Raw genomic sequence first — 25,448 nt, forward strand, 5'->3', positions numbered from 1 at the left:
TCATTTTCTATGAGGCAAGCTGCTTTTCAAAAAAGTCCTATTTATGATATTTTCCATGGTTTAAAATCTGAAACGCCCGATAGGTCTGCTCACAGAGCATCACGCGCGCCAGCTGGTGCGGAAAAGTCATCGGCGATATCGAGAGGCGCAGCGCCGCCGCCCGCTTGACCGCATCACTCAGCCCAAAAGAGCTTCCGATGGCATAGCAGAGCGTGCTTGCACCGCTGACCGCGAGCGCGCCGATCTTTTCCGCCAGCTGTTCGGAGGACGCCGGCTTCCCCTCAATGCAAAGGGCGAACAATGGCGCTCCGTTTGCAGCAGCAAGGATTTTTTCCCCTTCGGCCCGCAGCGCCGCTTCGATCTGCGATGCGGAGGGATTGTCCGGCAAGCGGCTCTCCGGCAGTTCTAAAATTGTAAAACGGCAAAAAGCGGAAAGCCGCTTCGCATACTCCGCACAAGCTTCCCGCCAATAGGATTCCTTTAACTTTCCCACACAAATCAGGTTGACTGTAAACATGATCGCTCCTAAAACAAAACGGACTGCCCCGTGCAATTTTCACGCGGCGCTACACAGAGCTTGTAATCTATTTTTTCCTTCATACCCGCCAGGGACAGGGAGCACACCGACGTCTGATAGGCCAGCTCCGGCGTGTTGTTTTCCGCGCTTAAATGCGCCAATACAAAACGCGTGGTCCCCATCTCGACCATGCGGCACAGCTCGTCTGCACATGCGACGTTGCTGAGATGCCCTATCTGCGACAAAATACGCTTTTTCAGCGGATACGGATACGGGCCGTTTTGCAGCATACGGACATCGTGGTTTGACTCTATCGCGATCAGGTCCGCCCCGCAGAGCGCGCCGCGCACTGTATCCGTCATGTACCCCAGGTCCGTCGATACCGCCGCGCTGCGCCCGTCCGCGGTAAACACGCGGTATCCCACGCTTTCCGCACAGTCGTGCGGGGTGCGGAATGACTGAATATACATCCCGGCGCACTCTACTCCGTCCAGCGTGATCTCCTGGACCGGGAAGTCCCCCTCCAGGCAGCCCATCTGCAACAGCGCCTGCAAAGTTCCACGGGAAGCATATACTGGGATATGATACCGGTTTGCCAGCACGCGGAGGCCCTTCACATGGTCCGAATGTTCATGCGTAACAAAAATTGCCTTGACCGCCTCCGGCTCTGTCCCGCACGTCCGCAGCATATTTACAAGCTGTTTGGCGGAACGTCCCGCATCGATTAAAACACCCTCTGCGGATGAACCTATGTAATATGCGTTGCCGCTGCTGCCGCTGAAAAGCGGCGTAAATCTTGCCAAAAGACCCGTCCCTTTCTCCTATGCGGGCAGTCCGAAAGGGACTGCCTAAAAAACAAGAGAATGGATGTATACCCATTCTCTATTGCCCACTGGTTTTCTTAAATCGCCCGTGCAATCACCGGTTCCGATACGTGGATGCGCTGAATATCCGCACCCAGACTGCTGAGCTTTTCTTCCACATTTTCGTAACCGCGTTCAATGTGCTGAATATCCTCCACCTGAGAAGTTCCCTCCGCACAGAGAGCGGCAATCAGCATCGCAGCACCCGCACGCAGATCCGTCGCCTTGACCGGCGCGGCGGACAGATGCTCCACCCCTTCGATGACCGCCAGACGGCCGTCCACAGAAATCTGCGCGCCCATCCGCTTCAGCTCCTCCACATAACGGAACCGGTTGTCCCAAACGCTTTCGTTGATGATGCTGGTCCCGTTTGCAATGGCGAGCAGCACCGCAATCTGGGGCTGCATATCCGTCGGGAATCCGGGGTGCGGCATTGTTTTGATATTGCATTTATTCAGGCGCGCGTCTCTGCGCACCCGGATGGAGTCGTCATATTCCTCTACCTCCACGCCCATCTCCTCCAGCTTTGCGGTAATGGACTCCAGATGCTTTGGAATGACGTTTTTAACCAGCACATCTCCGCCCGTTGCGGCGGCGGCGACCATATAGGTGCCTGCTTCAATCTGGTCGGGAATAATCGAATAAGTCGTGCCGTTCAGATGGTCTACCCCATAAATTTTGATAACGTCCGTACCGGCGCCGCGAATGTCGGCGCCCATGGAGTTCAGGAAGTTTGCAAGATCCACGATATGCGGCTCCTTTGCCGCATTTTCAATCACTGTCAGCCCCTGCGCGCGAACTGCCGCCAGAACAATGTTGACCGTCGCGCCTACGGAAACGACGTCCAGATAGATATGGCTGCCTTTGAGCTGCTCTGCGCTGACATCGACCATACCGCCGTCCAACTTGTAATTTGCGCCGAGCGCGCCAAAGCCCTTCAGATGCTGATCAATCGGCCGCACGCCGAAGTCGCAGCCGCCCGGCATCGTGACCACGGCATGGGAAAAGCGGCCCAAAAGCGCGCCAAGCAAATAATAGGAGCCACGGATATGCTTTGCCAGCTCATAAGAAGCGACGCAGGTATGAATTTTGCGCGGATCAATCTCAATGGTCGATTTATCAATGGTGCGCACCTGCGCACCCATGTCATACAAAATACGTGTAATGGAAGTCACATCGGTAATATTCGGTATATTTTCAATACGGCATACGCCGTCCGATAAAATCGCTGCGGGAATAATTGCAATTGCGGCATTCTTTGCACCGCTGATCGTTACCTCGCCGGTAAGCCGGTTGCCACCATTAATCACAAATTTGTCCAATGCGGCACGCTCCAATCTCAAAATTCACATAATCCTACCCAGATGTCAGGGAATTGGACCCAAATAAAAAGCCTGCGCTTCTTTCCGTTTTAAAAATGAAAGTATCACTATCTTTTGCAGAAACCGCAAAATTAGTGATGTCGCAGACTGTTAATATTTACAAAATGATTCAGTTATATTCTTCAAAAATCACGAAACATTTGCCTAATATGAGCATCGTTTACTCCTAACGATAATAATACACCTGCCGCTAAAAGTCAAGCAAAGCCAGACAATCTGGAAAACTTTGTGAATGTAAATAAAAATAATTGAATTGCAAAAGACCCCTTGTATGTAAATCTGTGCACAGGGATGAACTTTACATAATTTGCCTTTTCTTTGCGGCATATTGCGCCAGCCATGGAAAAAGAGCGCCCTGCAAATTCAAACGTGCAGAGCGCTCTTTTTTCGTTTATCTCACATAATTAAGCGGATTTTGGCGGCTTCCATTTCGGTACACTTCAAAATGACAGTGCGGTCCGGTAGAATTGCCCGTGCTTCCAACCAGCGCGATGGCCTGCCCTTTGGCAACCTTTTGCCCCGGCTTCACCAGAAGCTTACTGCAATGCCCGTACAGCGTCTGCAGACCGTTTCCATGATTGATCTGCACCCGCAGGCCGTAACTGCCCGAACTCCCGGCCGCCGTGACGGTTCCGCCGTCGGCTGCCACGATGGTTTTGCCGTACGCGCCGCTGCCGGAAATGTCGATGCCGCTGTGGAAACTGCCCCAACGGTACTCGTAATACGTGGTAATCGTGTGCAAGGATGGGACCGGCCACATCATGGTTCCTGTACTATAGCCAGGTTCAGCGGATTTGGGCCGCTTTTTCGTTCCGGTTACCACCACTTTATCCACCGGGTCCTGCAACGTCTGCTTGCTGATATTCTCCCTGCGCACCTCGCTGCCGTTTCGATACGTCACTTTATCTACGCACTGCTGCTGCCCATTGACGCCTTCCGTCAACACCTTGGAATAATCGGTATACTGCGAATCGTCCTTTTGGGTAATCGTCTTGTAGGGAAGCGCCACTTCATAGGTCTCCGTCTTGGTCAGCTCCACGCTGAGCCTGGGAACCGCGACCTCAATGTTAATCAGGTCGCCTTCATGCATCACGTCGCCAATCTGCCCATCGTTGACGCTGTTCAGCTGTGCGATCGTGAGGTTGTGCGCCTGCGCGATCGAGGTTGCGGTATCCCCTGCTTTGACAGTATAGATGACCGCATCCTTCTCGGTGCCCGTCAGCAGTTCCCGCATCTGGTCACTGGTCATCACACTGTTGGTCGGGAACAGGCCGCTGACCGTCTCCACGTTTTGTGCAAAAGAAGCGTCCGCCGCGGTATCTCCGCCGCGCGCATCGTTTAGAATATTCTGTAAGATGTAGCGCAGGTCTGCACTGCTCTTCACCGCGCCGATCAGCTCGCCGTCCACATACAGGCCGCTGGCTTCTTCAATGATGCCGTCGGACTGCTTGATAATCATATCGCAGACGGCGCTTGCGGCGGCATAACGGCTTTCATCCACAACGGAGAGCTTGAAAGCCGGCGTGATCTCCACTGTGGCCTCTTCTCCTTTAGCGTCATGGATCATCCGCTGATTGACCATCTCTGTCGCCTGCTCAAACACGGATTCGCTTTGAATGGTCGCGATTTCCTGTCCGTCGTAGGTTAATACCAGGCCGTAATTCAGATTGTTCCAATACTGTACGGTAAAAACCAGCAGCGCCAGCGCCCCCAACGGCGCCAGCACGTTCAGCAGACCGCACAGGAACCCTTTATGCCGCACAAAGCTTTTGCCTGTAATCTTCAGGGACTCTACCATGGCCTGTCCCATCCCCTGACGCTTCGCCTGTTTTAAACGGCGTCCGGCGATCAAAAAACCTTCTTTAATGGAACGGAATTCATTTTTCAAACGATGGACCTGTCTGCCGATCGTCCGTGCGTAAATCCGCTTTAAAATCGTAATAAGCGGCAGAAAAAAGCGGTGGAGCCTTTTGTGGACTCGCTTGATAATACGAACCGTTTGTATCCCCACAATGTATAAAAAGCGGCAGAAGTACGCGAAAAAGCAGCGCACTCGCTTGCTGTTGATCCATCGGCTTTTTATTTCTGCCTGCGCGGAAGGTTCAACAGACGACGCCTGTTTTTCCTTTTTTAGGAGCTGCATCACTCTATTCCCTTTCCTTGTTCATAAATTGGTTACAACTTTGTAATGTTGATACCTTATAATACAACAAAAGTTACAAACTTGCAACCCTTTTCAGAAATTCGCAGAGAATTACAAAATTTTTCAATTTTTTTTAGAATACCGCTTGACAATCTGTTTTTGTATATGCTATACTAGCCAAGCAGTCGGGCGAGAGCCCAAATGCAAGAGCAAAACCAAATATGCAGGTATGGCGGAATTGGCAGACGCGCATGGTTCAGGTCCATGTGAAAGCAATTTCATGGAGGTTCAAGTCCTCTTACCTGCACCACAAAATCCGAACCGATTGGTTCGGATTTTTTCTTTTCTCCAAACAAATACGAAACGAAAAAATATTATAATTTCCTGCGTTTTGCCTTGCCTAGTTTGGCTGTCGGTATGCTTTTCTTTACGTTTATACGTTTCGATAAATGATAGGCAGTAAAAACATTACTGGAAACACCTGCCTTTGCCGCTTCTTTTTGGCAATAAAACCATCTGAACATATCCTCTGCAAAATTGGGTATTTTATGATAGAACCCCATGACCTTGAGGAGGATGACTATGTGCGGACGGTATACACTATTGGAGGACGATCGAAACCAAAACATTCGGGAAATTCTGGAACAGATTGAGCGGAAACACGGCAGGGACTGTATTAAGACGGGGGAGATCTTTCCCACTGCTGCCGCTCCGATTCTGGTGGACGGCGAAAACGGGATCCAGCCGGATATGGCTAAATGGGGATTCCCTCACTTCGCGAGTGGCAGTGTCGTGGCCAACGCGCCTGTGGAAACAGCCGAAAAAAAGTGGATATTTCACAATAGCCTTTACACGCGGCGCTGCCTGATTCCCTGCACCGGCTTTCGCAAATGGGGGCCTGAATCCTCCAGACAGCGCTATACCAATCCCGACCATACCCCCGTTTATATTGCCGGTATGTACAACGATTACGATCAGGAACGGCATTGTGTAGTCCTTACCGCACCAACAGGAGACCATACCGGAAAGCGGGAAGAACGCCTTCCCGTCGTGATCCCCGCCGAACGGGCGGATGAATGGCTCTCCGATACCGTTTCCGCGTTTTCCATGCTGCGCAGTGAGCCGTCCGCATTGGAAAAAACAGACGAAACATAAAAACAGGAATCAAACGAAAACGCGTCGTTTGATTCCTGTTTTTATTGAAGCGCTTTACGGCGGCGACACCGTTACCCTGTCCTTAATTTGTTCAAACAGCTTCTCCCCTATACCATCTACCTCCATCAATTCTTCCACACTGTAAAAGCCGCCGTATTCCTCGCGATAATCCACGATCCGCTGGGCGAGAACGGGACCGATTCCATTCAGCGTGTCGAGCGCGGCCGCCGTCGCCGAATTTAAATCGATTTTCTCAACAGGCTTCTGTGGGACATACGATTCCGTGCCATTGCTGCCGGGCATTTCATCGGTCCACACCTCAGTTTGCAAAGGGATATCCGGTACATAAAAGGCATTGTAGCCGATGATCAGCGCACAGAGAAACGCCGCGATTCCAATCAGGATCCGCACCTGCTTCTTTTCCTCTTCCAACCGCTTCCACCGCCCTATCTTCTTACGAATGCCTGTACTCAATCTCCTCGATCAAATCCGCCACCGCTCCCTGGAAGCAATGCCCTACCACCAGGTCGGCCCGCCGCTTCATGTCCTCCGGCGCATTCTCCGGAACAGCCGACACACCCGCGGCCTCCAGAAGCTCCGTATCGTTGTAGTAGTCTCCAATCGCATAGACCTGTTTTAAATCATAGCCGGCCGTCTGCACAATCTTTCGCAGGGCGTTTCCCTTGCTGGCCTGCGCGGGAAGCATTTCCAGATAATTTTCAGAAGATGAAACAAACCGCACATCCTCATGTGAAAAAGTTCTGGCAAAGGCCTCCATTTCATCCTTTCTGTCCGGATCGTCTGCAAACAGCGCTTTATACCAGGGTTCGTCTGCATCGATCGGCGGGCCCTCACTCCACGATACACTCTCATGGTTTAAATGCTCCGTCACATATGCGTTGTTGCGCAGGATATGAATAGTCTTAACGCAAAAATATTCAATTCCCGCCGTTGGGAACCGGTCGTAAAACTTTTGGATATAAGCGGCCGCTGTGTGCTGGTCCAAACGGCAGTCCCACACAATCGTTTGTCTTTGATAATCATACAGAATCGTTCCATTTAGACAGATACACAGCCCCTTGGGATGGATTGTCTCCGCGTATCTTCCGCCGGATAGAATTGACCGTCCAGTTGCAATGGCAAAACTGCCCCCTGCCTTCTGAAAGCGCTCAATCGCCCGGAGGTTTCGTTCCGGCACTGTAAAATTTTCACCGATCAGCGTGCCGTCCAAATCGCTGACCAACAGGACTCCACTTAAATCCATCTACACACCTCCCGCGGACAGTTTGTTTAAAAACGCGGTAAAATAGTCCGGCAGTTTGCTGGTGATCTCCAGATACGCCTCCGTGCGCGGATGAATAAAGCCGATGGTGCGCGCATGCAAACACTGCCCGTCCAGATTTGGGACCGGCTTCTTCGGGCCGTAGACGGGGTCTCCTGCCACCGGATGACCGATATATGCCATATGCACGCGGATTTGGTGCGTACGCCCGGTCTCCAGCTTCAACCGCACATGGGTAAAGCCTGCATACCTCGCCAGCACCTCGTAATGCGTAACGGCGTTGCGCGCGTGCTGGTCCGTCACCGCCATGCGCTTCCGGTCCGTCGGATGCCTGCCGATCGGCGCATCCACCGTCCCGCTGTCCACCTTTAAATTGCCGTGGACCACCGCTTCATAAACGCGCGTAAAGCTGTGCACTTTAATTTGTTCTGCCAGCTTTTGATGGGAAAAGTCGTTCTTTGCGACAATCAGCAAGCCGCTGGTATCCTTGTCTATCCGGTGGACAATCCCGGGACGAATGACGCCGTTGATGCCTGACAGGGAATCTCCGCAGTGCGCCAGCAGCGCATTGACCAGCGTATGGCTGTAATGGCCCGCCGCCGGATGCACCACCATTCCCTTCGGCTTATCGACCACCAACAGATCGCCGTCTTCATAGCAAATATCCAGCGGAATATGTTCCGGCCGCACGTCCAGCGCGACGGGTTCCGGCAGCGTTACAAAAAAGATATCCCCAACACGCAGCCTGTAGTTCTTTGCGACCGGTTTTTCGCCGCAACGGATCATCCCCTGCTCTGTCAGCTTCTCCACTGCAGAACGGGTACAGTCTTCCAGCCTTTCCGCCAGAAATTTATCCATACGCATTCCCACATCGTCTGGCGCCGCCGCAATTTCAACTATTTCCGCCAAATCAACGCCCTCCGGAGGACGGATCCTTCGCAGTCAGCCTTTTCCCCTCTTTCTGATCGGAGAAAAACAGGATGTACAGCATCAAAAGAACCGTTCCCACTGTCACACAGCAATCGGCAAAATTAAAAATAGGAGGAAAGAAGGAAACATGGATGTAATCGATCACATACCCATAGAGCAGCCGGTCGATCAGGTTTCCAATCCCGCCGCCGATGATCAGAATGGAGGACGTCAATGAAAGCCAGTTGTGCTTTTTATAGACAAAAAGCCCCGCGATCAACAAAAGGGTAATTAACCCGGTCACAATAATAAAAAACCAACGCTGATCCGGAAGCATGCCGAATGCCGCTCCCCTGTTTTCCAAGTAGGTAAAGTCCAAAAACCCCGGAATGGCCGTAACCGAGCCCACCGGCTGCAGCTGTGTTGTGACAAGCCACTTGATCCACTGATCCGCAGCGACGGCCACGGCGGCTAAAAGCAAAGATATCACCACTGTCATAAAATTCTCCTTTGCGCGTCTCCGCGCATAGCTTCTTCGTATGGAAAAAGAGCGAACTTACGCCCGCCCTTTCTTTTATCGTTTCTAAATTTTTACTGAACGCCGCCCGGCTCAGTCTAAAACGTCCGTGTCACCGCCGTGGGCAAACGGATCCAAATTCGCGGAGGTTTGCTCCTCGTCAAAATTCGCGATCGTCACATGAAAATCGTCCGGAAAACCGGACTCCTCCGTCTGCGGCGCGACTGCCTGCGGCTCCTTGGTCAGCTTGATTTCCGGCGGACGCTCATTCGGAATGGCATCGATCAGGGTCAGATGCTGCTTATAGGTTTCCAACAGCTGCGCGCGGAACGCGGCGGTTTCCCTTTTGAGAAGGTCCAGCTCCTGCTTCTGTGCAAGGACATTTTCATCCGCACCGGCTATGATGCGTTCCGCCTTTAAGGTGGCATCCTTGATAATAATCTCCGCTTTATGGCGCGCTTCCCGAACCGAAGCGTCTCCCAGCTTCTGCGCGCTGACAAGGGCGTTTTTAATCTCGTTTTCTTCCTGACGGTAGTCTTCTATTTTGCCCGCCAAAACCTCCAGCTTCTTCTGAAGCTGGTCATATTCTTCCTTCTGCTTCTCCATCTCTTCCTTTTGCTCGATGTTTTTACGAATCATTTCGTCGTAGGATTCCTTCACCTTATCGACAAAAACATCCACATCGTCGGGATGGTAACCAGAAAATTTTGTTTTTCTAAAAGTGACATTGATAATGTCATTCAGCGTAAGCATAAAAGAAGCCTCCCATTATATATATTTCCTGCCTGCAACGCTCAGCCGCCCCTTCTTTGTCATGGGACCGAGACGGTCCAGAACGTACCGCCCTTTGCCGCGGACCGAAAGCTTATCCCCCTCCGCCACCTGTGCCGAGGCGGAGGACTGCACCTCATGGTTCAGCATAACCAGACCGGCGCGGACCAAATCCGCAGCCTTCTCCCGGCTGAGCCCTAAAGCCAGCGCGGCGATACAATCCAGCCGTGCGGACGCCACCACACCGGAAAACGGAGAAAATGCATGGGGCTCCGGATATGGCAACGACGCCCCGGGTGAAATTCTCACGCCGACGCGCCCGATCTTATCAACCTGCTGTGTCAAAAAGGGAGCGATTTCCTCCCGCACAAACAGGACGGAGCGCCCCGGCTCCACCAGAATGTCTCCAACCGTTTCCCGCACAATCCCTTTTGACAACAGCGCGCCCAGAAAGTCGCGGTGCGTCAGGGTATCGCAGGTACGGTAGGAAAATGTCAGCGTCTCCATCGGAAACAGCTCCGCGGCGGGTTCCATGTAGTCGGGAAACGCGCCAAACAGGACGCGTTCCGCCTCGTCGTTTCCGCCCCAGAGCATATAGTTTGTAAAACCGGCCCGGCGCATTTGCCGCTCTGCCAACGCCGCCTGCCGTTCATCCAGAAAACCGATAAAATGCGGCCTGCCATTCGAGGCAAAGCGGCAGGCATCCTCCAGCTTTGCCTCCAGCACCGCGTCCTCTGTTCCGGCGCGCTTTTCCATTAGAAGTACACGCCGTTGCTTTCCAGCTCGTCGAGCACGTCGTCCCCTGTCAGATCCACATTGTACGGCGTGATGATAAAGGTGCTGGTCGCGACGCGCTTAATCTTGCCGCCGTTGGCATACGCCACGCCGCTGAGAAAATCGATGATCCTGCGGGATACGTTCTTCTCGGTGTTTTCCAGATTCAAAACCACGGTGTGCATTTTCAAAAGCTCGTCCGCCACCGCGCGGGTCTCCTCGCCAAAGCGCTCCGGCTTGAACAAAACCACCTGCAGCTGGGCGGTTGCATGAATGTTGACTACCTTGTTGTTGGAAGAACTGGACGGCGCGCGCTTAATGGTATCGCGCACTTCGCGCTCCCGCGGCTCTTCCCGTTCCGGCGGTGCGCTGTCCTGCGCGGAATCCTCGTAATCATAGTCGTAATCGTACTCATCGTCCGGGGGATTCCACATATTCTTGAATTTCTGTACCAGTCCTGCCATAAAGTTAGCCTCCTATAAATTCTCCCGGTCTCCATACGGCGGCCGATTTTTTAGTAAACAAATCAATACTGCCTTGCCCCAAACAGGGCAGATCCGACGCGTACCATATTCGCGCCTCGCAAAATTGCCTGCGCATAATCGGCAGACATCCCCATGGACAAATAGTCCATGGTAACATTATCTATTTTTTTGGCTTTCATGTCAATAAAATAATCGGACATCTTTGAAAAATAGCGGTCCATTTCCATGGAATTGGCGTCCGCCGGTGGAATTGCCATCAATCCACGCACTTGAATACCAGGAAACACGGCAATTTCTTCCATAAGTTCCGGCAGTTTCTCCGGCATCACACCGGACTTATTAGCCTCTTTTCCAATATTTACCTCAATCAAAACCTGTATATTCGATTTGTTCTGCATACAAAGGCGGGAAATCTCTTTTGCCAGTTTCATGCTGTCCACAGACTGAATCATACTGACTTTGCCAATTAAATATTTTACTTTGTTGGTCTGCAAATGACCGATAAACTGCACATCCGTCTGCTCCTTGCGCAGAGAATCATATTTATCGCACAACTCCTGCACACGGTTTTCCCCAATGTGATCCAAACCGATTTCGATCCCGTGATTGATGACCTCCACCGGCACGGTTTTGGTCGCGGCCAGCAGGGTAATTTCCTCCGGCTTTCTGCCGGACCGGACCGCGGCCTCCGCGATTTTCTCCCGAATCCGTTTCAGGTTTTCCTCCAGGTCCAGAAACCGGCGTTCCAGATCATTTGACGACTTTTCCATCATATAAATCCGTCCCTTCCACGACGATCTCGTCATAAAGATGCACCGTTTGATCGGTGAACAGGCCCTCCATCGGGTCCTGAGGCGCTTCCTGCCCCTCATACTGCACAAACGGCTTTCTGGCCATATCCTTTTCTTCGTCCTCCGTCAGCGACTTGCAGATGACATAGCTGTTCGTACTGTACAGCGGAATAATCTGCCGGAACTCCAGCTCGCTGCCATGCATGACATACACACCCTTAACTTCTCTGGTGACGACGCCGTTGTCGTTGCCATCCTTGTCCTTGGTCTTTTTGGTAATCGTCTCAAAGTGAATGGCCTTCTGGCTGACGCGCAGGCCGCTGTACTCTTCGATCTGAATCTGCACGGTCTCATTGCGCAGCTGCGCCAGGGATGCGTCCATATTATTACAGCGCATGATGATCGCCGCATCGGATTCCTTGTCCTTCTGGTTTACCTTGACCACTTCCGCGGGAACCGGCGCGGCCGCCGCAAACGGGAAGGACAGCGTCACCAGCTTGCTTTCATAGCGGGTCTGGTTGGCTTTCTCCTGGAATTTCAACGCGGTATTCGCATCGACCACGCACACAAAATACCAGTTGAATTCCCCGCAGATTTTCCCCACTGCATTGGAGGGAGCAGGTTGCAGCGCGGCCTTTTCCCGCACCTCCTCCGGTGTAATCTGCTTGATGTTCTGATAGTCAAAAACGCCTTCAAAGCCGTCCAGACGGCTGATAAAATATCCGGATGCAGGCGAGGCAATCGTGCCTGTCTGTGCGCCGTGAGAAGCCGCCAACGCATTCCGCTGCGCCTGCAGGGAACTGATGCGGGCGTTAAAATCCGTCACTTTTTCTGTGACGATCTGTTTTTCATTGAGCAAATACAAAAACTGTTCCCGGCTATCTGAAAGCTCGCTGAAGCCGTTTTTGCGCGAACCGATCAGCAGGTCTGTGAACTGCTGGTTAATCTGCTTGTTCAGAGAGTCCGGGTTAGCCGCGTATGTATCGCCGGGCGAATTCAGCTTTTGCAGCTTGGCAATCTCATTGTCCAGATCCTCCAGCTGCCGCTGCGCCGCTGCATCGGCGTCGTTGGCGTAAGTAACGGCGACTGTGCCGCCTTTGAATACCCGGCCTCCGTCCTCCACCACGTAGGTGATTACCCCGTTGACCGGCTGCTCAATCAGGCTTTCGTCGCGCACTGCGATGCCGCTGGTCTGGATCGTATCCGATTCCATTTTGCTGTAGACGGTTTCCGTCCGCACAGAGCTGTAATTGGCATTGTAGATTTGGTAGCCTATATAGAGAAACAACAAAAAAGCGACAAACAGGGAAAGCAGCCGCTTCAGCATGGGACTGTTCACAGGACGCCTCCTTTCAACGGATGTTTTCCAGCCACGCGTGTAAAACCCGCGCGGCCTCGTCGGCGACGGATGAAAAATCCGGATGCTCGTCCGCCAGAATCCAATGGATCTCCTCATCGCGCCGGAACCAGGTGCGCTGCCGTTTGGCATAGCGGCGGGTTTCCTGCTTAATGGAATTCACCGCTTCCTCCAACGTACCATTTCCGGCAAAACAGGGAAGGAATTCCTTGTAACCAATCGCCTGCGCTGCGGTTTGTGGACTCTGCGCAAGGACCTCGCGCGCCTCCTGCTCCAGGCCCAACGCAAGCATCTCATCCACCCGGGCATTGATGCGGTCGTAGAGAACCTGCCGGTCTGCAAAGTCCAGCCCGATGATACAGGCATTGTACGGGGAAGTAAAGCGGCGGGACGCTTCCAACTGCTGCGTCATGGTTCTCCCCGTCGTGTGATAGATTTCCAGAGAGCGAATCACGCGCCCGACGTTATTGGGATGGATGCGCGATGCGGACGCCGCGTCGATCCGGCGCAGCTCGTCCCAAAGGGCCTGCGCGCCCTCACGTTCCGCACGGGCCGCCATCTGTGCACGGAACGCGTCGTCGCGCTCCTCCTCGGTAAACTGGATATTCTGCAGAAACGAGCGCACGTACAGGCCTGTCCCGCCAGCCAGAATCGGCAGCTTGCCCCGTCCGTAAATGTCCCGGACGCATTTCGCGGCCAGCTCCACATATTCCGCCACGCTAAAGGGTTCCTCCGGATCGGCAAAATCGATCAGATGGTGCGGCACGCCGCGCATCTCTTTTTCTGTCGGCTTTGCGGTTCCAATCGCCATCCCTTTATAAATCTGCATGGAATCCGCAGAGACGATCTCTCCGTCAAACCGCAGCGCGAGCTCCACCGCCAACCGGCTTTTGCCGGACGCCGTGGGACCGACCACCGCCGCAACGGGAATGTTCTGCTGTTTCGGTAACGTCTGAATCGACATCATTTCTATTATAACCTCAATCGCTGCATATTCTGTCAGATACGGCCGAACTGCTTTTCCAAATCGCGCTTTTTCAGCACAATGGACACCGGACGCCCGTGCGGGCAGTAGCGTATATTGGGATTCTGTTCCAAGCGCTCTGCCAATGCGAGAAGCTCCTCCGGGCGGCTTTCGTCCCCGGCTTTCACCGCCGCGCGGCACGCCACATTGTGATACAGCCAGTCGAGCTTTTCTGTGGTCAGGTCGTTTTTGGACGACTGCAGGTAGCCGGCAATTTCCATCACCGCGTCAGCCACATCTTCGCCGCCCAAAATCAGCGGCGCGCTGCGCACCAGAACGGTGCCTTCTCCAAAGTCTTCCAGCTCAAAGCCGGCCTTTTCGTAGAGATCCATCGCATTCAGCACCGCCGCGTATTCGTTCTTTTCCAGTGTCACCGGGATGGGCTGCAACAGCAGCTGCGGCAGGGCCTGTTCGCCGTTCGCCTTCAACTCTTCATAGAGCATGCGCTCATGCGCCGCATGCTTGTCGATCACAACCAGCTCGTCTCCCCGTTCCAACAGGATGTACGTGCCAAACGCTTCGCCTGCCAGCCTGGCAGGCGGCTTTTCCGGTACAATCGGTGTTGGAGCTGCCTCAGCCTCTGATTTTCTCTCCAAAGCCGCAGGCGGCGTTTCCATCGCCGCGTCAGCTCCTGCGGATTTGTCCTGTGCCGGCGGCTGTTCTCCCTCCTCCGGCCCGGATACCTCCGCCTTCCGGATGTCAGCGCCAAAGCTGTGGGTCAGGCCAGACGGAACACCGCTGTCCCGCACTGTCCAATCTGTCTGAACAGGCGCCGGCCGGAAGCGTTCCGCCTCCACCGTCGGAATCTTTCGTTCCGGTTGCATGGGTTCCACCTGACTGATGGAAACGGTTTCCCGTTTCTGCGGGGTTAAGACGGTCTGCGCTTCCGTTTTAGTCTGCGGAAACGGCGCAATCGGAGCCGAAGCGTGCAATTTCATCACACTGGGGGAATCCCACTGATTCAGCGCCGTTTTGACGCCGTGATAGACCGCGTCAAAGATGGGGCGCTCGTTGATAAACCGAACCTCAATTTTCGCCGGGTGGACATTGACATCCACCGACTGGTACGGAATCTCCAGATGCAGCACGCACGCGGGCATTTTGCCAACCATCAGAGAACCCTTGAACGCCTCTTCCAGTGCCGCCATCGCGGTGCGGCTTTTGACATACCGCCCGTTGATAAAGAAATGCTGCATGCTGCGGTTGGGGCGCGCCGCCGCCGGCTTACTGACAAAACCGGAGACCGATACGCCGTTGTATGCGTATTCGACCGGCATCAGCCCACTTGTAAACTCCTTGCCGAACACAGCGTAGACAGCGGATTTCAGCTTGCCGTCGCCCGGGGTGTGCAGCGTTTCCTTGCCGTCTCGAATCATGCGGACGGACACCTCCGGATGAGACAGCGCCAAACGGTCCATGACGCTTGCAATGGCATTTGCCTCCGTCACGTCCTTTTTTAAAAACTTCATGCGGGCGGGCGTATTAAAAAAGATGTCCCGCACCACAAACGTCGTACCCTGCGCACAGCCGGCGTCCTCGCAGAGCTCTTCTTCGCCGCCTGCGATCACATAGCGCGTCCCGGCCAGTTCGTCCGCCGTCCGGGTCAGCAGCTCCACACGGGAAACCGCCGCGATGGACGCCAGCGCCTCACCGCGAAAACCGAGCGTCGCGATTTTTTCCAGGTCGTCCTGTCCGCGCACCTTGCTGGTCGCGTGGCGCAGAAACGCCGTGGGGACGTCCTCCCGCGCAATGCCGCAGCCGTTGTCCGTCACGCGCATAAACGTGGTGCCGCCGTTCTTAATTTCGACTGTCAAAACCGTCGCGCCCGCGTCCACTGCATTTTCCACCAGTTCCTTGATGACGGACGAGGGGCGTTCCACCACCTCTCCTGCAGCAATCAGCTCTGCGACATGCTTGTCCAAAACATGGATCTTTGCCATGCGGCACCTCCTTGTATCGTAAATTTAAGACGAATGGGCCAGACGGCTCAATTCAAACAGGGTATTCATGCACTCGATCGGCGTCAGCGTGTTGACGTCCAGCGCGCGCAACCGTTCCATCACTTCCGTTTCGTTCGGCGGGATCAGCGCCAGCTGCATATCCTCCTGCTCCAAAGCGGATTTTCTCCCGCGGCGCTTCGGCATGGAAACCTCCTGCCCGCCCTCCAGCTCCGCCAGTATCTGCTTGGCACGCACGACCACCTTGTTGGGAACGCCGGCCAGTTTTGCCACCTCAATGCCGAAGCTGTCGTCCGCACCGCCGCGCACAATGCGCCGCAGGAAGGTGATGTCGTCGCCGCGTTTTTTAACGGCGATGTTGTAATTTTTTACCCCTGCCAGCTGTTCCTCCAGGGCAGTCAGCTCGTGGTAATGCGTGGCGAACAGCGCCTTGGCCCCCAAGGTCTTTTTATCCGCCACAAACTCCAGTACCGCGCGGGCGATGCTCATGCCGTCATAGGTGGAGGTTCCGCGTCCAATCTCGTCGAGGATTAGCAGGCTTTTGTCCGTGGCGTTCCGGATGATCTCCGCCACCTCCGTCATCTCCACCATGAAGGTCGACTGCCCGGAGGCCAGGTCGTCCGACGCGCCGACGCGCGTAAAGATGCTGTCCACAATGCCCAGCTCCGCATGTGCGGCAGGCACAAAACAGCCGATCTGCGCCATCACCGCAATTAAGGCAATCTGCCGCATGTAAGTGGATTTACCCGCCATGTTGGGGCCGGTGATAATCGCCACACGGTTTTCATCCTTGTCCAGCTGCACGTCGTTTGGAACAAACGGCGCGTCCAGCAGGGCTTCTACAACCGGATGACGGCTTTCCTTCAAAATAATCTTGCCGTCCAGATTGACCACCGGGCGCGTGTAATCATTTTTGACGGAAACCTGCGCAAAGGAGAGCAGCACGTCCAGCTTTGCCACTGCCTGCGCGGTCTGCTGTACGCGGTTCAGCTGCGCGGCAACCGTTTTGCGCACCTCGTCGAAGAGCTGGTGCTCCAGCTGTACGGACCGGTCGTGCGCGCCGAGAATGCGGCCCTCCAGCTCTTTGAGCTCCGGCGTGATGAATCGCTCGCAATTGGTCAGCGTCTGTTTGCGTATGTACTCTGCCGGGGCCTGTTCTTTATAGGAATTGCTGATTTCAATATAGTAACCAAACACGCGGTTGTAGCCGACCTTCAGCTTGGGAATGCCCGTTCGCTCGCGCTCCTTGGCTTCAATCTGCGCAATAATTCCCTTGCCGTCGCTCATGTCGCCCTTCAGCAAATCCAGTTCCTCGCTGTACCCCGGGCGAATCATGCCGCCGTCGCGGATGGAGAACGGCGGGTCGTCCACGATGGCGCGGTCGATCAAATCCTGCACATCCTTCAAAGGATCGATAGCATGATGAATGCCAGACAGCAGTCCCGACTTCGCCTCCTGCAAAAGCGCCCTCAGGCCCGGCAGCTTTGCCGCTGCCGCTGAGAGGGAACGAAGCTCCCGCCCATTGGCCGAACCGTACACGATACGGGACATCAACCGTTCCAGGTCGTGAATCCCGGTGAGCTGCTCCGCCAGACTGTCCCGCAGAATGGCGTCCTCTGTCAGCTCTTCCACCGCGTTCTGTCTCCGGCCGATCTGTGCAGGGCTGAGCAGCGGCTGCTCAATCCAGGACCGGATCAACCGTTTCCCCATCGCAGTGCGCGTTTTATCCAGCACCCACAGGAGCGAGCCGCGCTTTTCCTTGTTGCGCATGGTTTCGAGCAATTCCAAATTCCGGCGTGCGTTCAGGTCCAGCCGCATAAACTGCGCCCCGCTGTAGAGCTCCACCTGCGTCATACGCTCCAGCCCGGTGCGCTGCGTCTGCTTTAAATAACGCAGCAACGCGCCAACCGCACATACTACCAGCGGACTTTCCCGCAGGTCCAGCTCTTCCAGATCACTTTTTTGAAACTGCTCCAAAACAAGCGCTGTACAGACGTCATTTTCAAAGGCGCTATTCTCCAAAAGCTCCAGGCTGGCAGACAGGCGTTCCCTGATAAAGGGCGGCAGCGCCTTGTATGCGAGCGCCGCAGGATTGATCAGAATCTCCCGCGGAGAATAGCGTGAAAGTTCATTTTTCAGCTGCTCTTCCAGCTCCGTACTGTCCAGCGTCGTCGCGTGCAGCTCCCCGGTGGAAATATCGGCAAAGCAGATACCCGCCTGGTTTTCCTCCGCGCAGAGGGAACAGATGAAATTGTTCTTTGTCTCGTCCAGCATGCTGCTTTCCAGCACGGTTCCGGGGGTAATCACGCGCACGATGTCGCGCTTGACCAGGCCTTTTGCGAGCGCCGGGTCCTCCATCTGCTCACAGATGGCCACTTTGTATCCCTTGGCCACCAGGCGGGCAATATAGGTCTCCGCGCTGTGGAACGGAACGCCGCACATGGGCGCGCGCTCCTCCTGCCCGCAGTCCCGTCCGGTCAGGGTGAGCTCCAGCTCCCGGGACGCTGTCTTTGCATCATCAAAGAACATTTCATAAAAGTCGCCCAGGCGGAAAAACAGCAGCGTATTCGGATACTGCTCCTTGATCTGAAAATACTGCTGCATCATCGGGGATAAATTCGCCATGCGCCGCTCTTCCTCCTTCAAAAAGAAACAATCCGCGCCGGAAAAATCCGGCGGGATTTCGTTTGTTCTCATTCTATCTGCTGATCCGCACGGGACAAGCTTTTTATGCAAAAATTAATGGCAGCCGCCGCAGGAGGAACAATTTCCACCGCAGGACTCCACATAGTCCGCCGTCTCCGGGTCCTCGCCGTCCGCACTCTGGCTGATGATCGCACTGACGCGGTTCAGAAGCTTGTCCATCTCCTCTTTGGCGCGGTTATACGCAGTCATATTCTCGTTCTGCATGATGCGGGCATACACATGGCGGAGTTCCCCATTGAGTTTTTCCAGCTTTTGCTCGTCGCGGGACTCGTTCTGCATTTCGTTATTGATCGCAATGCGCTTGAGGTTAAATTCGCCGATCAGGTTTTGCAGTTCCTCGTCCCTATCGCAAGTGGCGCTCACCGCACGCATCTGCAAATATCTTTCATCCTGCTGCAGGGCTTTTCCCAGTTCTCTGGTCAATTCAATAATATCCATTTTGTTTCTCCATTCTGTATTTCATATATTTGATTCCGCTTGTGGATGTTCAGGCAAGTACGCCCTTTAAGATCCAGTTGCGGGCTTCTGTAATGCTGACGTCTGCGAATGTCCCGATCAGGGCCGGATCGCCCGGAAAGTCCACCACAATATTGCCGTCTGTTCTGCCGGCCAGCAACCCCGTTTTGGCATTCTGCTCCTCCACCAGCACCCGCTGTACCGTACCGATCATGGAGGCGCAGCGGCGGGCGGCAATTTTCTCCTGCTCCGCGCACAGTTCCTGGAACCACTTGGATTTTTCTTCCGCCGGAACCGGGTCCTCCATCTTTGCGGCACGCGTGCCGACGCGCGGCGAATAGATAAAGGTGTAAAGCGAGGTGAACTCCACCTGACGGATTAAATCGACCGTGTCCAAAAACTCGCTGTACGTCTCCCCCGGAAAGCCGACGATGATATCGGAAGTCAGGGAAAGATCGGGAATCCTCTCCTTTGCATAGCGGATCAGGTCCAGATATTTTTCCCGCGTATAGCCGCGGTTCATTTCTTTCAGCACACGGTTGTTGCCCGATTGAAACGGAAGGTGCAGATGATGGCTGATGTGCTTCCCCGCCGCAATGGTGTCGATCAGCTCGCGGGTTGCGTCCTTCGGATGGGATGTCATAAAACGGATGCGGTAATCGCCTTCTACCTCGTCCAGCAGGCGGAGCAGTTTGGCAAAATTGACATCCTCCTGCAAGTGTTTTCCGTAAGAGTTGACGTTCTGTCCCAGTAACGTAATATCCTTATAGCCCGCACGCACCAAGCCGGTAAACTCCTCCAAAATCGCCTGTGAGGACCGGCTGCGCTCCCGGCCGCGCACGTAGGGAACCACACAGTAAGAACAGAAATTGTCACAGCCGTACATGACCGTGCACCATGCGCGGAACGTGCCGTCCCGATGAACCGGCAGGCCCTCCACAATCTGCTTATCCTCGCTGTCGTCTCCGCGTTCAAACACCCGCCTGCCGTCCGTCAGCGTCCGGAACAACAGCTCCGGCAGCTTGTGAATCACATGCGTGCCAAACACCAGATTGACATACGGAAAGCTTTTTTTGATGCGCTCCGCCACGTGTTCCTGCTCCATCATGCAGCCGCAGAGCGCCACCAGCAAAGACGGGTGGCGGCGTTTTACGTTTTTCAGCGCGCCGACATTGCCAAACACCCGGTCTTCCGCGTGCTCACGCACCGCACAGGTGTTGAACAGGATGAAATCCGCTTCCTCTTCCTCTTCGGTGAAGCCGAACCCCATCTGCTCCAACTGGCCTTTGATCTTTTCCCCATCCGCCACATTCTGCTGGCATCCGTAGGTGCGCACCAGGGCCATGGGTTGGGAACCGCGCGCCCGAATCGCCATGATCTGCGCAACGTCCTCCATATATTGAGTCTGGGTTATCTCTGCCAAAAAGTTAGCCTCCCCCATCTTGTACCGTTTTCGAGTTATTATACCATATTGTGCGGTAACCTTCAAGGCAAAAACTTCCCGCCGGCAGAACCGGCGGGAAGCACGGATTATTCTTCAAATGTCACATCGATTGCGCCGATGCGGGTTTCCACCCGCAGCTTTTTGGAACCGTCTCTCTTATTTTCCAGATTGTTGACGCCTAGGGTCTTGCTGGTTTGTATCTGATAATCCGATTTTTTTCCCTGTATGCTGCCGCCAATCGCACCGTTATGGGTCTCCAGGCTGATGTCCGGAGAACGAAGGCCTGTAAATACAATCATTCCATTGACGGTTTTTACCTCCGCCTTCACGGGCGCCTCAACCGATTGCAGGGAAATCTGCCCATTTTCGGTTTCAACCTCCACTGTATCCGCTGTGCAGGACCGCAGCTCAATCTCTCCGTTTTTCGTTTCTACATCCAGCTTTGCCCCCGCCTGTACTGTTTCTACAGAAACGCGTCCGTTGCTGGTTTCAACGGAAACCTCCAGGGCGGAGATTTTTTCCAGCTCGATTTCCGCGTTTACCGCTTCACAGTCCAGCTCCTCCAGATTTTGCAGCTCCTTTGCTGTAATATGCCCGTTGCCGGTTTCCGCCTTGAGCTTTCCAGCATACGCCTTTGGAACCTGGACGGCAATCCGATATATTTCACGATTCTCGTCGTACGGGATATTCCTGCTGAGGTCCTGATTCTTCACCTCATATTCTCCGGGCTTTTCCTGGAGCAGCGTATAAATCTGTGTTTCATCCGTCTCGTATTGGATGCGGAATTCCGTTCCATCTACCGCTTCCAAATGGATTTGTTTGTTCTGCACATCGAGTTTCAGCTCCCGGACGTCCGATAATGGAATCACAAATTCTTTTGTCTCTTTGACGCCGGAAGCAATCGGATCTGCCGTCGCCGCGGGCTGTCTGGACGCCTGTTCCTGTTCGGAGGAATTGAGAAACGGCCGTTCCGAGGAAACCTCCAAGCTTGAAGCGGAAAGGTGCTCTTCCCCTCTCCCCGGCAAAAGAAAGCTCGCATAGAAAACACCGGTCAGCAGAAAAAGGATTAACGCGGTCACCCCCAGCGCTACAAGAAAGGGTTTCGCTCCGCCGGGCCGCCGGTTGGGATTCTCAGAAAGAATCTTCTGCGCCAGCTGCTGCACATCACCCAAGTCCGCCAGTGCCCGTTCCTCCGGAATTCCGCTTTCTATCTTGTCTTCTACAATCTCCTGATAGAACGCCAAAATTTTCTCCCGGTCATCGTCCGGCAGTTTCTTCAGATATTTCCGCAGCGTTTGAAAATAAGCTTCCCTTGTCATCTCTTTTCCTCCTCCTTAATTGCACGTTCCGCCGCTTTCCGGCCGGCCTGTTCTATAAAGCAGTGTATTTTCTCCAGTTCTCTCCACTCCTCGCAAAAATCGTACAGCCTGCGCTTTCCCAACTCCGTTGTCCGGTAGTATTTACGGAGCCTCCCGTTGTGTGCGAGAGAATAGGTTTCCAGGCAGCGGTTTGCCTCCAGCCGGCGGAGAATGGGGTACAGCGTCGATTCGGAAATTTCCACACATTCCGAAATATCCTTAATGATCTGGTAACCATACGAGTCCGCCTGATCCACAGCCGCCAACACGCAGACTTCCAAAAGGCCCTTCTTTAATTGAATGTCCAAAGCATATACCTCCCATTGGCTTATATTATACAATGCATAGTATATGCTGTCAAGAAAAGGCTGCCATTTCAGCAGCCTTTTTTATGGTTTGCATTTATACATCCATGGGATCAGATTCCAGGTACGGAGCTGACGTTTGAGCGCCTTGTCCGTCTTACGGCCGGAAAGCAGCAGCTTATCGTACTCCAACAGCCGCAGCTGACCACGAATCGCGTTGTAGCCGTTGCCTTCCCGCAATAGCACATCCACACAATTCATAATGGTTTTGGGGATCACCTGATCAGTAAAGAGCGCCAGCAGTTCCGCATCCTGTTTATAGCTGGTCCGCAGGATCAGGCCTATGCGGAGCATCGCCTCCACTTTTTCAAAAATATCTTTGCCGATCGGCTTTGTCTTTCCCCGTTTCAGTTCAAACACAGTATTGCGCGCCAGGACCGTAGGAGACTGCACAATGGTCTGCGCCTGCAGCAGGCAGCGGTATACAAATTCCTCCACATAGCCGTACCGGCATTCTTCGTGGAAATAGAGCTCCTTCTCCCGCAGAAAGCTCTTTCGCAGCAGCACTGCGGAGATGTCGATTTTTACGGCGCCGTTGATGACCGTTTTCATATATTCCAGGCCATCCTGTTTCTGCACCGCCTTGCTGAGCGCCCGGCGTTCCGCCGTGCGGACGTCGTCTTCGCTGAAGCTGCCAAAGACAAAGTCCGCGTCCGTGCGCGCGGCTGTGTCCAGATAGCCTTTGAGGAAATCCATATACAAACGGCGTGCAAAGATAAAGGTGACGTAATCTCCGGACGCCTTTTGAATCCCCGTGTTTAAAGCGGCGGAAACACTGCCGTCCCCATTTTGCACCACAAAGCCGCGGAGCTTTTCGTCCTTAATAAACTGAACGCATTCCAGGACCGTACTGTCTCTGGAACCCATATCAACGATTAAGAATTCTGTTTCTATTCCATTTACCTGGCTGATAACCGACCGCAGAATCCCGCCGATCTCCTGTTCCACATTTTTCACAGGAAGTATAATGGATAAGCTTAGCGTCTGCATCCGCCCACCTCCGCCAGCAAATTGGTTTGGTAAGAGTAAGTATAGCACATTTATTAAAAGATGATAGCGTGAAAAGGGCCAAAGATTTTAGGCGGATTCGCTTTCTTCTTGTTTCGGAAGCTTCAAAGTCAGCTGTGTTGCATGATGCGAGGTCGCTTTTGAAACGACAATTTGCAGACCCTCAAATGTAAAAGCATCCCCCACCGCCGGTATTTTTCCAAGAAGCTCCATCGCCCAGCCTCCCACGGAGGAGGACTCGAAATCGTCGGAATCGCCCAGATCAAATTCTTCAAACAAATCGTGCAGGTCCGCGCTGCAATTGATTAAGTACGTCCTGTCGTCAATCTGTTTAAAATAATCAATGACCACATCGTGCTCATCCCAAATATCACCGACCAGCTCCTCAATGATGTCTTCCATCGTGACCAGTCCCTCCGTGCCGCCGAATTCATCAACGACAATTGCCATATGGGATTTGGATTTCTGGAGCGTGCGCAGCAGGTCAGAAATTTTAATACCACTGCTGATATAAAGGACCTTCTTCAAAACCTGCTGAATGTCGGTGACGCCGTGGTGCAGCGCGCTGAAATAGTCCTTTTCATGGATCATTCCAATGATATTATCAATGGAATCCGAATAAACCGGAAGGCGCGAATAGGTATTCTGGACAAAGATGTCCGCTATTTCAACAAACGGACACTCCTCATCCACGCCAACAATATCGACGCGGGGTGTCAGAATATCATCCGCGGTCAAATCGTCAAATTCAATCGCCGAGCGAATGAGCTCTCCCTTTTTCTCGTCGATGCCGCCTTCGTTCTGCGCCTCATCCACAATGGTTTTCAGTTCCTCCTGCGTCATCCGGTTGTCGGTGTTCTTTTTAAACAGCCGGCTCAGCAGCCTCTTCCACTGTGAAAACAGGAAATTGATGGGCGTTAAAATGGTCATCAGAAATCTCAGGAAAGGAGCGCTGAACCTGGCAAACGACTCAGGGTTTTCCTTCGCAAGGCTTTTAGGAGATATCTCGCCAAAAATCAGCACCACAATCGTCATGACCGCCGTGGAAACGGAGACGCCCGGGTCCCCCATCCACCTGGTGAAGATAATGGTCGCCAGGGAAGCGCCTGCAATATTGACAATGTTATTGCCGATCAGGATCGTCGACAGCATCTTATCATAATTTTCGGCAAGTGAAAGGGTTAAGGCCGCCCTGCTGTCCCCATCCTCCGCAGCATTTTTCAGACGGATGCGGTTCAGTGTTGTAAAAGCTGTTTCCGAAGCAGAAAAAAAGCCAGAAAATAACACACAAACCAAAATACCAATCAATATTCCTATGTCAGAACCTTCCATTTTTCGTCTCCTCATTTACTGAATTTTAAGTTTGTAAAAATATATTTTAGCAGAGTCCAAGGGGATTTTCAATCATTCCTTGTTAAGAAACGAAAGATCAATCGTTTTTGTGAGTTGCCTAAACCGTGTGATCCTTTTCTTCTATAAAATAGCGGTATTTTTTTGTAAAAACCTCTTGCGTTCTATCAAAATATGTGCTAATATTATGAAGCTGTTCCGCGGCAAATCAATTTGGGGCATTAGCTCAGCTGGGAGAGCGCTACACTGGCAGTGTAGAGGTCAGCGGTTCGATCCCGCTATGCTCCACCAAAAGCCGAACTTCTTTAACAAGAAGTTCGGCTTTTTCTTTTTATCCGCCGGTTGATCGCCGTAAGCGTTCACCACCAAACTGGATACCATTTGAAAACAAACAAGATAAAGCATCCATCTTGTATATCACAAATTTACATCGGATGTAAAATACGTTTTTACAATTGGAATGGCCGGATACCGTATTGTACGCTGTTTCCCTTCTTCTGCTCGCCCACAGGATGAAAATGCTTTTCTTCCTCTTTGTCCAGCAGAATTTTTCCTTCTTCACGGTCTCTTTTCAGCACACAGTTTTTTTGATGCCACCTATTCACGGCTTTATTAGGTCCAAGTAAAATAAAAAGTCCAGTAACCTGCACGGTTACTGGACTTTTTATGGAGCTGCTAACGCGATTCGAACGCGTGACCTCGTCCTTACCAAGGACGTGCTCTGCCAACTGAGCCATAGCAGCAAAATTGGCGACTCGGAACGGGATCGAACCGTCGACCTCTAGCGTGACAGGCTAGCGTTCTAACCAGCTGAACTACCGAGCCGTATTGGC

23 protein-coding genes and 4 tRNA genes are annotated in these 25,448 nt (G+C 53.3%); 3 read left to right on the forward strand and 24 right to left on the reverse strand.

Features of this window, described 5'->3' with window-relative positions:
- Window positions 1-37: 37 nt before the first annotated feature.
- From I4V53_RS01260 to I4V53_RS01275, 4 genes are all read right to left on the reverse strand, one after another.
- Window positions 38-517, reverse strand: a complete 480-nt coding sequence (locus I4V53_RS01260; RefSeq protein ID WP_195983598.1) for a 23S rRNA (pseudouridine(1915)-N(3))-methyltransferase RlmH — start codon at window positions 515-517, stop codon at window positions 38-40.
- Between the two features lie 8 nt (window positions 518-525).
- Window positions 526-1,320, reverse strand: coding sequence for an MBL fold metallo-hydrolase (locus I4V53_RS01265; protein WP_195983599.1), 795 nt, complete (start codon window positions 1,318-1,320; stop codon window positions 526-528).
- Between the two features lie 98 nt (window positions 1,321-1,418).
- Complete coding sequence (gene murA, locus I4V53_RS01270) at window positions 1,419-2,702, reverse strand: UDP-N-acetylglucosamine 1-carboxyvinyltransferase (protein ID WP_195983600.1); 1,284 nt, start codon at window positions 2,700-2,702, stop codon at window positions 1,419-1,421.
- Window positions 2,703-3,153: 451 nt separating this feature from the next.
- Window positions 3,154-4,650 carry a M23 family metallopeptidase gene (locus I4V53_RS01275; RefSeq protein WP_286166973.1) on the reverse strand — a complete coding sequence of 499 codons (1,497 nt, stop codon included), beginning with the start codon at window positions 4,648-4,650 and terminating at the stop codon, window positions 3,154-3,156.
- Between the two features lie 478 nt (window positions 4,651-5,128).
- Between I4V53_RS01275 and I4V53_RS01280 the strand changes: the two genes are divergently transcribed.
- A tRNA-Leu gene (locus I4V53_RS01280) sits at window positions 5,129-5,215 on the forward strand.
- Between the two features lie 272 nt (window positions 5,216-5,487).
- Window positions 5,488-6,060: an SOS response-associated peptidase family protein gene (locus I4V53_RS01285; protein WP_195983602.1), complete on the forward strand. Its 573-nt coding sequence runs from the start codon at window positions 5,488-5,490 to the stop codon at window positions 6,058-6,060.
- A gap of 54 nt (window positions 6,061-6,114) precedes the next feature.
- Here I4V53_RS01285 and I4V53_RS01290 read toward each other — a convergent pair whose 3' ends face one another.
- From I4V53_RS01290 to I4V53_RS01375, 18 genes are all read right to left on the reverse strand, one after another.
- Window positions 6,115-6,492 (reverse strand): ComEA family DNA-binding protein, encoded by a 378-nt coding sequence (locus I4V53_RS01290; RefSeq protein ID WP_207747803.1) that lies wholly within the window; start codon window positions 6,490-6,492, stop codon window positions 6,115-6,117.
- A gap of 22 nt (window positions 6,493-6,514) precedes the next feature.
- Entirely contained in the window at window positions 6,515-7,324 is an 810-nt protein-coding gene (locus tag I4V53_RS01295; RefSeq protein WP_195983603.1) for a Cof-type HAD-IIB family hydrolase, read from the reverse strand.
- A complete protein-coding gene (locus tag I4V53_RS01300; RefSeq protein ID WP_195983654.1) occupies window positions 7,325-8,206 on the reverse strand; it encodes an RluA family pseudouridine synthase in 882 nt (293 codons plus the stop codon).
- A gap of 46 nt (window positions 8,207-8,252) precedes the next feature.
- Window positions 8,253-8,750 (reverse strand): signal peptidase II, encoded by a 498-nt coding sequence (lspA, locus tag I4V53_RS01305; RefSeq protein WP_195983604.1) that lies wholly within the window; start codon window positions 8,748-8,750, stop codon window positions 8,253-8,255.
- Window positions 8,751-8,861: 111 nt separating this feature from the next.
- The gene (locus I4V53_RS01310) at window positions 8,862-9,521 is read right to left on the reverse strand and encodes a DivIVA domain-containing protein (protein WP_195983605.1); all 660 of its coding nucleotides are present in this window, start codon (window positions 9,519-9,521) and stop codon (window positions 8,862-8,864) included.
- Window positions 9,522-9,536: 15 nt separating this feature from the next.
- Entirely contained in the window at window positions 9,537-10,295 is a 759-nt protein-coding gene (locus tag I4V53_RS01315) for a YlmH family RNA-binding protein (RefSeq protein ID WP_195983606.1), read from the reverse strand.
- Entirely contained in the window at window positions 10,295-10,777 is a 483-nt protein-coding gene (locus I4V53_RS01320; protein ID WP_195983607.1) for a cell division protein SepF, read from the reverse strand. The genes I4V53_RS01315 and I4V53_RS01320 overlap by 1 nt, the downstream gene beginning before the upstream one ends.
- Window positions 10,778-10,839: 62 nt before the next feature.
- The gene (locus tag I4V53_RS01325) at window positions 10,840-11,571 is read right to left on the reverse strand and encodes a YggS family pyridoxal phosphate-dependent enzyme (protein WP_195983608.1); all 732 of its coding nucleotides are present in this window, start codon (window positions 11,569-11,571) and stop codon (window positions 10,840-10,842) included.
- On the reverse strand, window positions 11,549-12,928 hold the full coding sequence (locus I4V53_RS01330) for a biotin/lipoyl attachment domain-containing protein (RefSeq protein ID WP_195983609.1): 1,380 nt from the start codon (window positions 12,926-12,928) through the stop codon (window positions 11,549-11,551). The genes I4V53_RS01325 and I4V53_RS01330 overlap by 23 nt, the downstream gene beginning before the upstream one ends.
- A gap of 13 nt (window positions 12,929-12,941) precedes the next feature.
- Entirely contained in the window at window positions 12,942-13,913 is a 972-nt protein-coding gene (miaA, locus tag I4V53_RS01335) for a tRNA (adenosine(37)-N6)-dimethylallyltransferase MiaA (protein ID WP_286166974.1), read from the reverse strand.
- A gap of 32 nt (window positions 13,914-13,945) precedes the next feature.
- On the reverse strand, window positions 13,946-15,910 hold the full coding sequence (gene mutL / locus I4V53_RS01340; RefSeq protein WP_195983610.1) for a DNA mismatch repair endonuclease MutL: 1,965 nt from the start codon (window positions 15,908-15,910) through the stop codon (window positions 13,946-13,948).
- Between the two features lie 24 nt (window positions 15,911-15,934).
- Window positions 15,935-18,553: a DNA mismatch repair protein MutS gene (gene mutS, locus I4V53_RS01345; protein WP_195983611.1), complete on the reverse strand. Its 2,619-nt coding sequence runs from the start codon at window positions 18,551-18,553 to the stop codon at window positions 15,935-15,937.
- A gap of 114 nt (window positions 18,554-18,667) precedes the next feature.
- A complete protein-coding gene (locus I4V53_RS01350) occupies window positions 18,668-19,072 on the reverse strand; it encodes a YlbF/YmcA family competence regulator (RefSeq protein ID WP_195983612.1) in 405 nt (134 codons plus the stop codon).
- A 49-nt stretch (window positions 19,073-19,121) separates the two neighbouring features.
- Window positions 19,122-20,486, reverse strand: coding sequence for a tRNA (N6-isopentenyl adenosine(37)-C2)-methylthiotransferase MiaB (miaB, locus tag I4V53_RS01355; RefSeq protein ID WP_502709348.1), 1,365 nt, complete (start codon window positions 20,484-20,486; stop codon window positions 19,122-19,124).
- Between the two features lie 134 nt (window positions 20,487-20,620).
- Window positions 20,621-21,853, reverse strand: a complete 1,233-nt coding sequence (locus tag I4V53_RS01360) for a DUF4097 family beta strand repeat-containing protein (RefSeq protein WP_195983614.1) — start codon at window positions 21,851-21,853, stop codon at window positions 20,621-20,623.
- On the reverse strand, window positions 21,850-22,200 hold the full coding sequence (locus I4V53_RS01365) for a PadR family transcriptional regulator (protein ID WP_195983615.1): 351 nt from the start codon (window positions 22,198-22,200) through the stop codon (window positions 21,850-21,852). The genes I4V53_RS01360 and I4V53_RS01365 overlap by 4 nt, the downstream gene beginning before the upstream one ends.
- An 81-nt stretch (window positions 22,201-22,281) precedes the next feature.
- Window positions 22,282-23,247: a glycosyltransferase family 2 protein gene (locus I4V53_RS01370; RefSeq protein WP_195983616.1), complete on the reverse strand. Its 966-nt coding sequence runs from the start codon at window positions 23,245-23,247 to the stop codon at window positions 22,282-22,284.
- Window positions 23,248-23,334: 87 nt separating this feature from the next.
- On the reverse strand, window positions 23,335-24,597 hold the full coding sequence (locus I4V53_RS01375) for an HlyC/CorC family transporter (RefSeq protein ID WP_195983617.1): 1,263 nt from the start codon (window positions 24,595-24,597) through the stop codon (window positions 23,335-23,337).
- A gap of 233 nt (window positions 24,598-24,830) precedes the next feature.
- Between I4V53_RS01375 and I4V53_RS01380 the strand changes: the two genes are divergently transcribed.
- Window positions 24,831-24,906 (forward strand) — tRNA-Ala (locus I4V53_RS01380).
- Window positions 24,907-25,282: 376 nt separating this feature from the next.
- On the opposite strand, the gene I4V53_RS01385 is transcribed toward I4V53_RS01380, so the two are convergent.
- Window positions 25,283-25,358, reverse strand: a tRNA-Thr gene (locus I4V53_RS01385).
- 5 nt (window positions 25,359-25,363) lie between these two features.
- Window positions 25,364-25,440: transfer RNA gene (locus tag I4V53_RS01390), tRNA-Asp, on the reverse strand.
- Window positions 25,441-25,448: the final 8 nt, after the last annotated feature.

Origin of the sequence: Clostridium sp. D33t1_170424_F3 (assembly GCF_015667585.1) — a bacterium.
GTDB lineage: Bacteria > Bacillota > Clostridia > Oscillospirales > Acutalibacteraceae > Anaeromassilibacillus.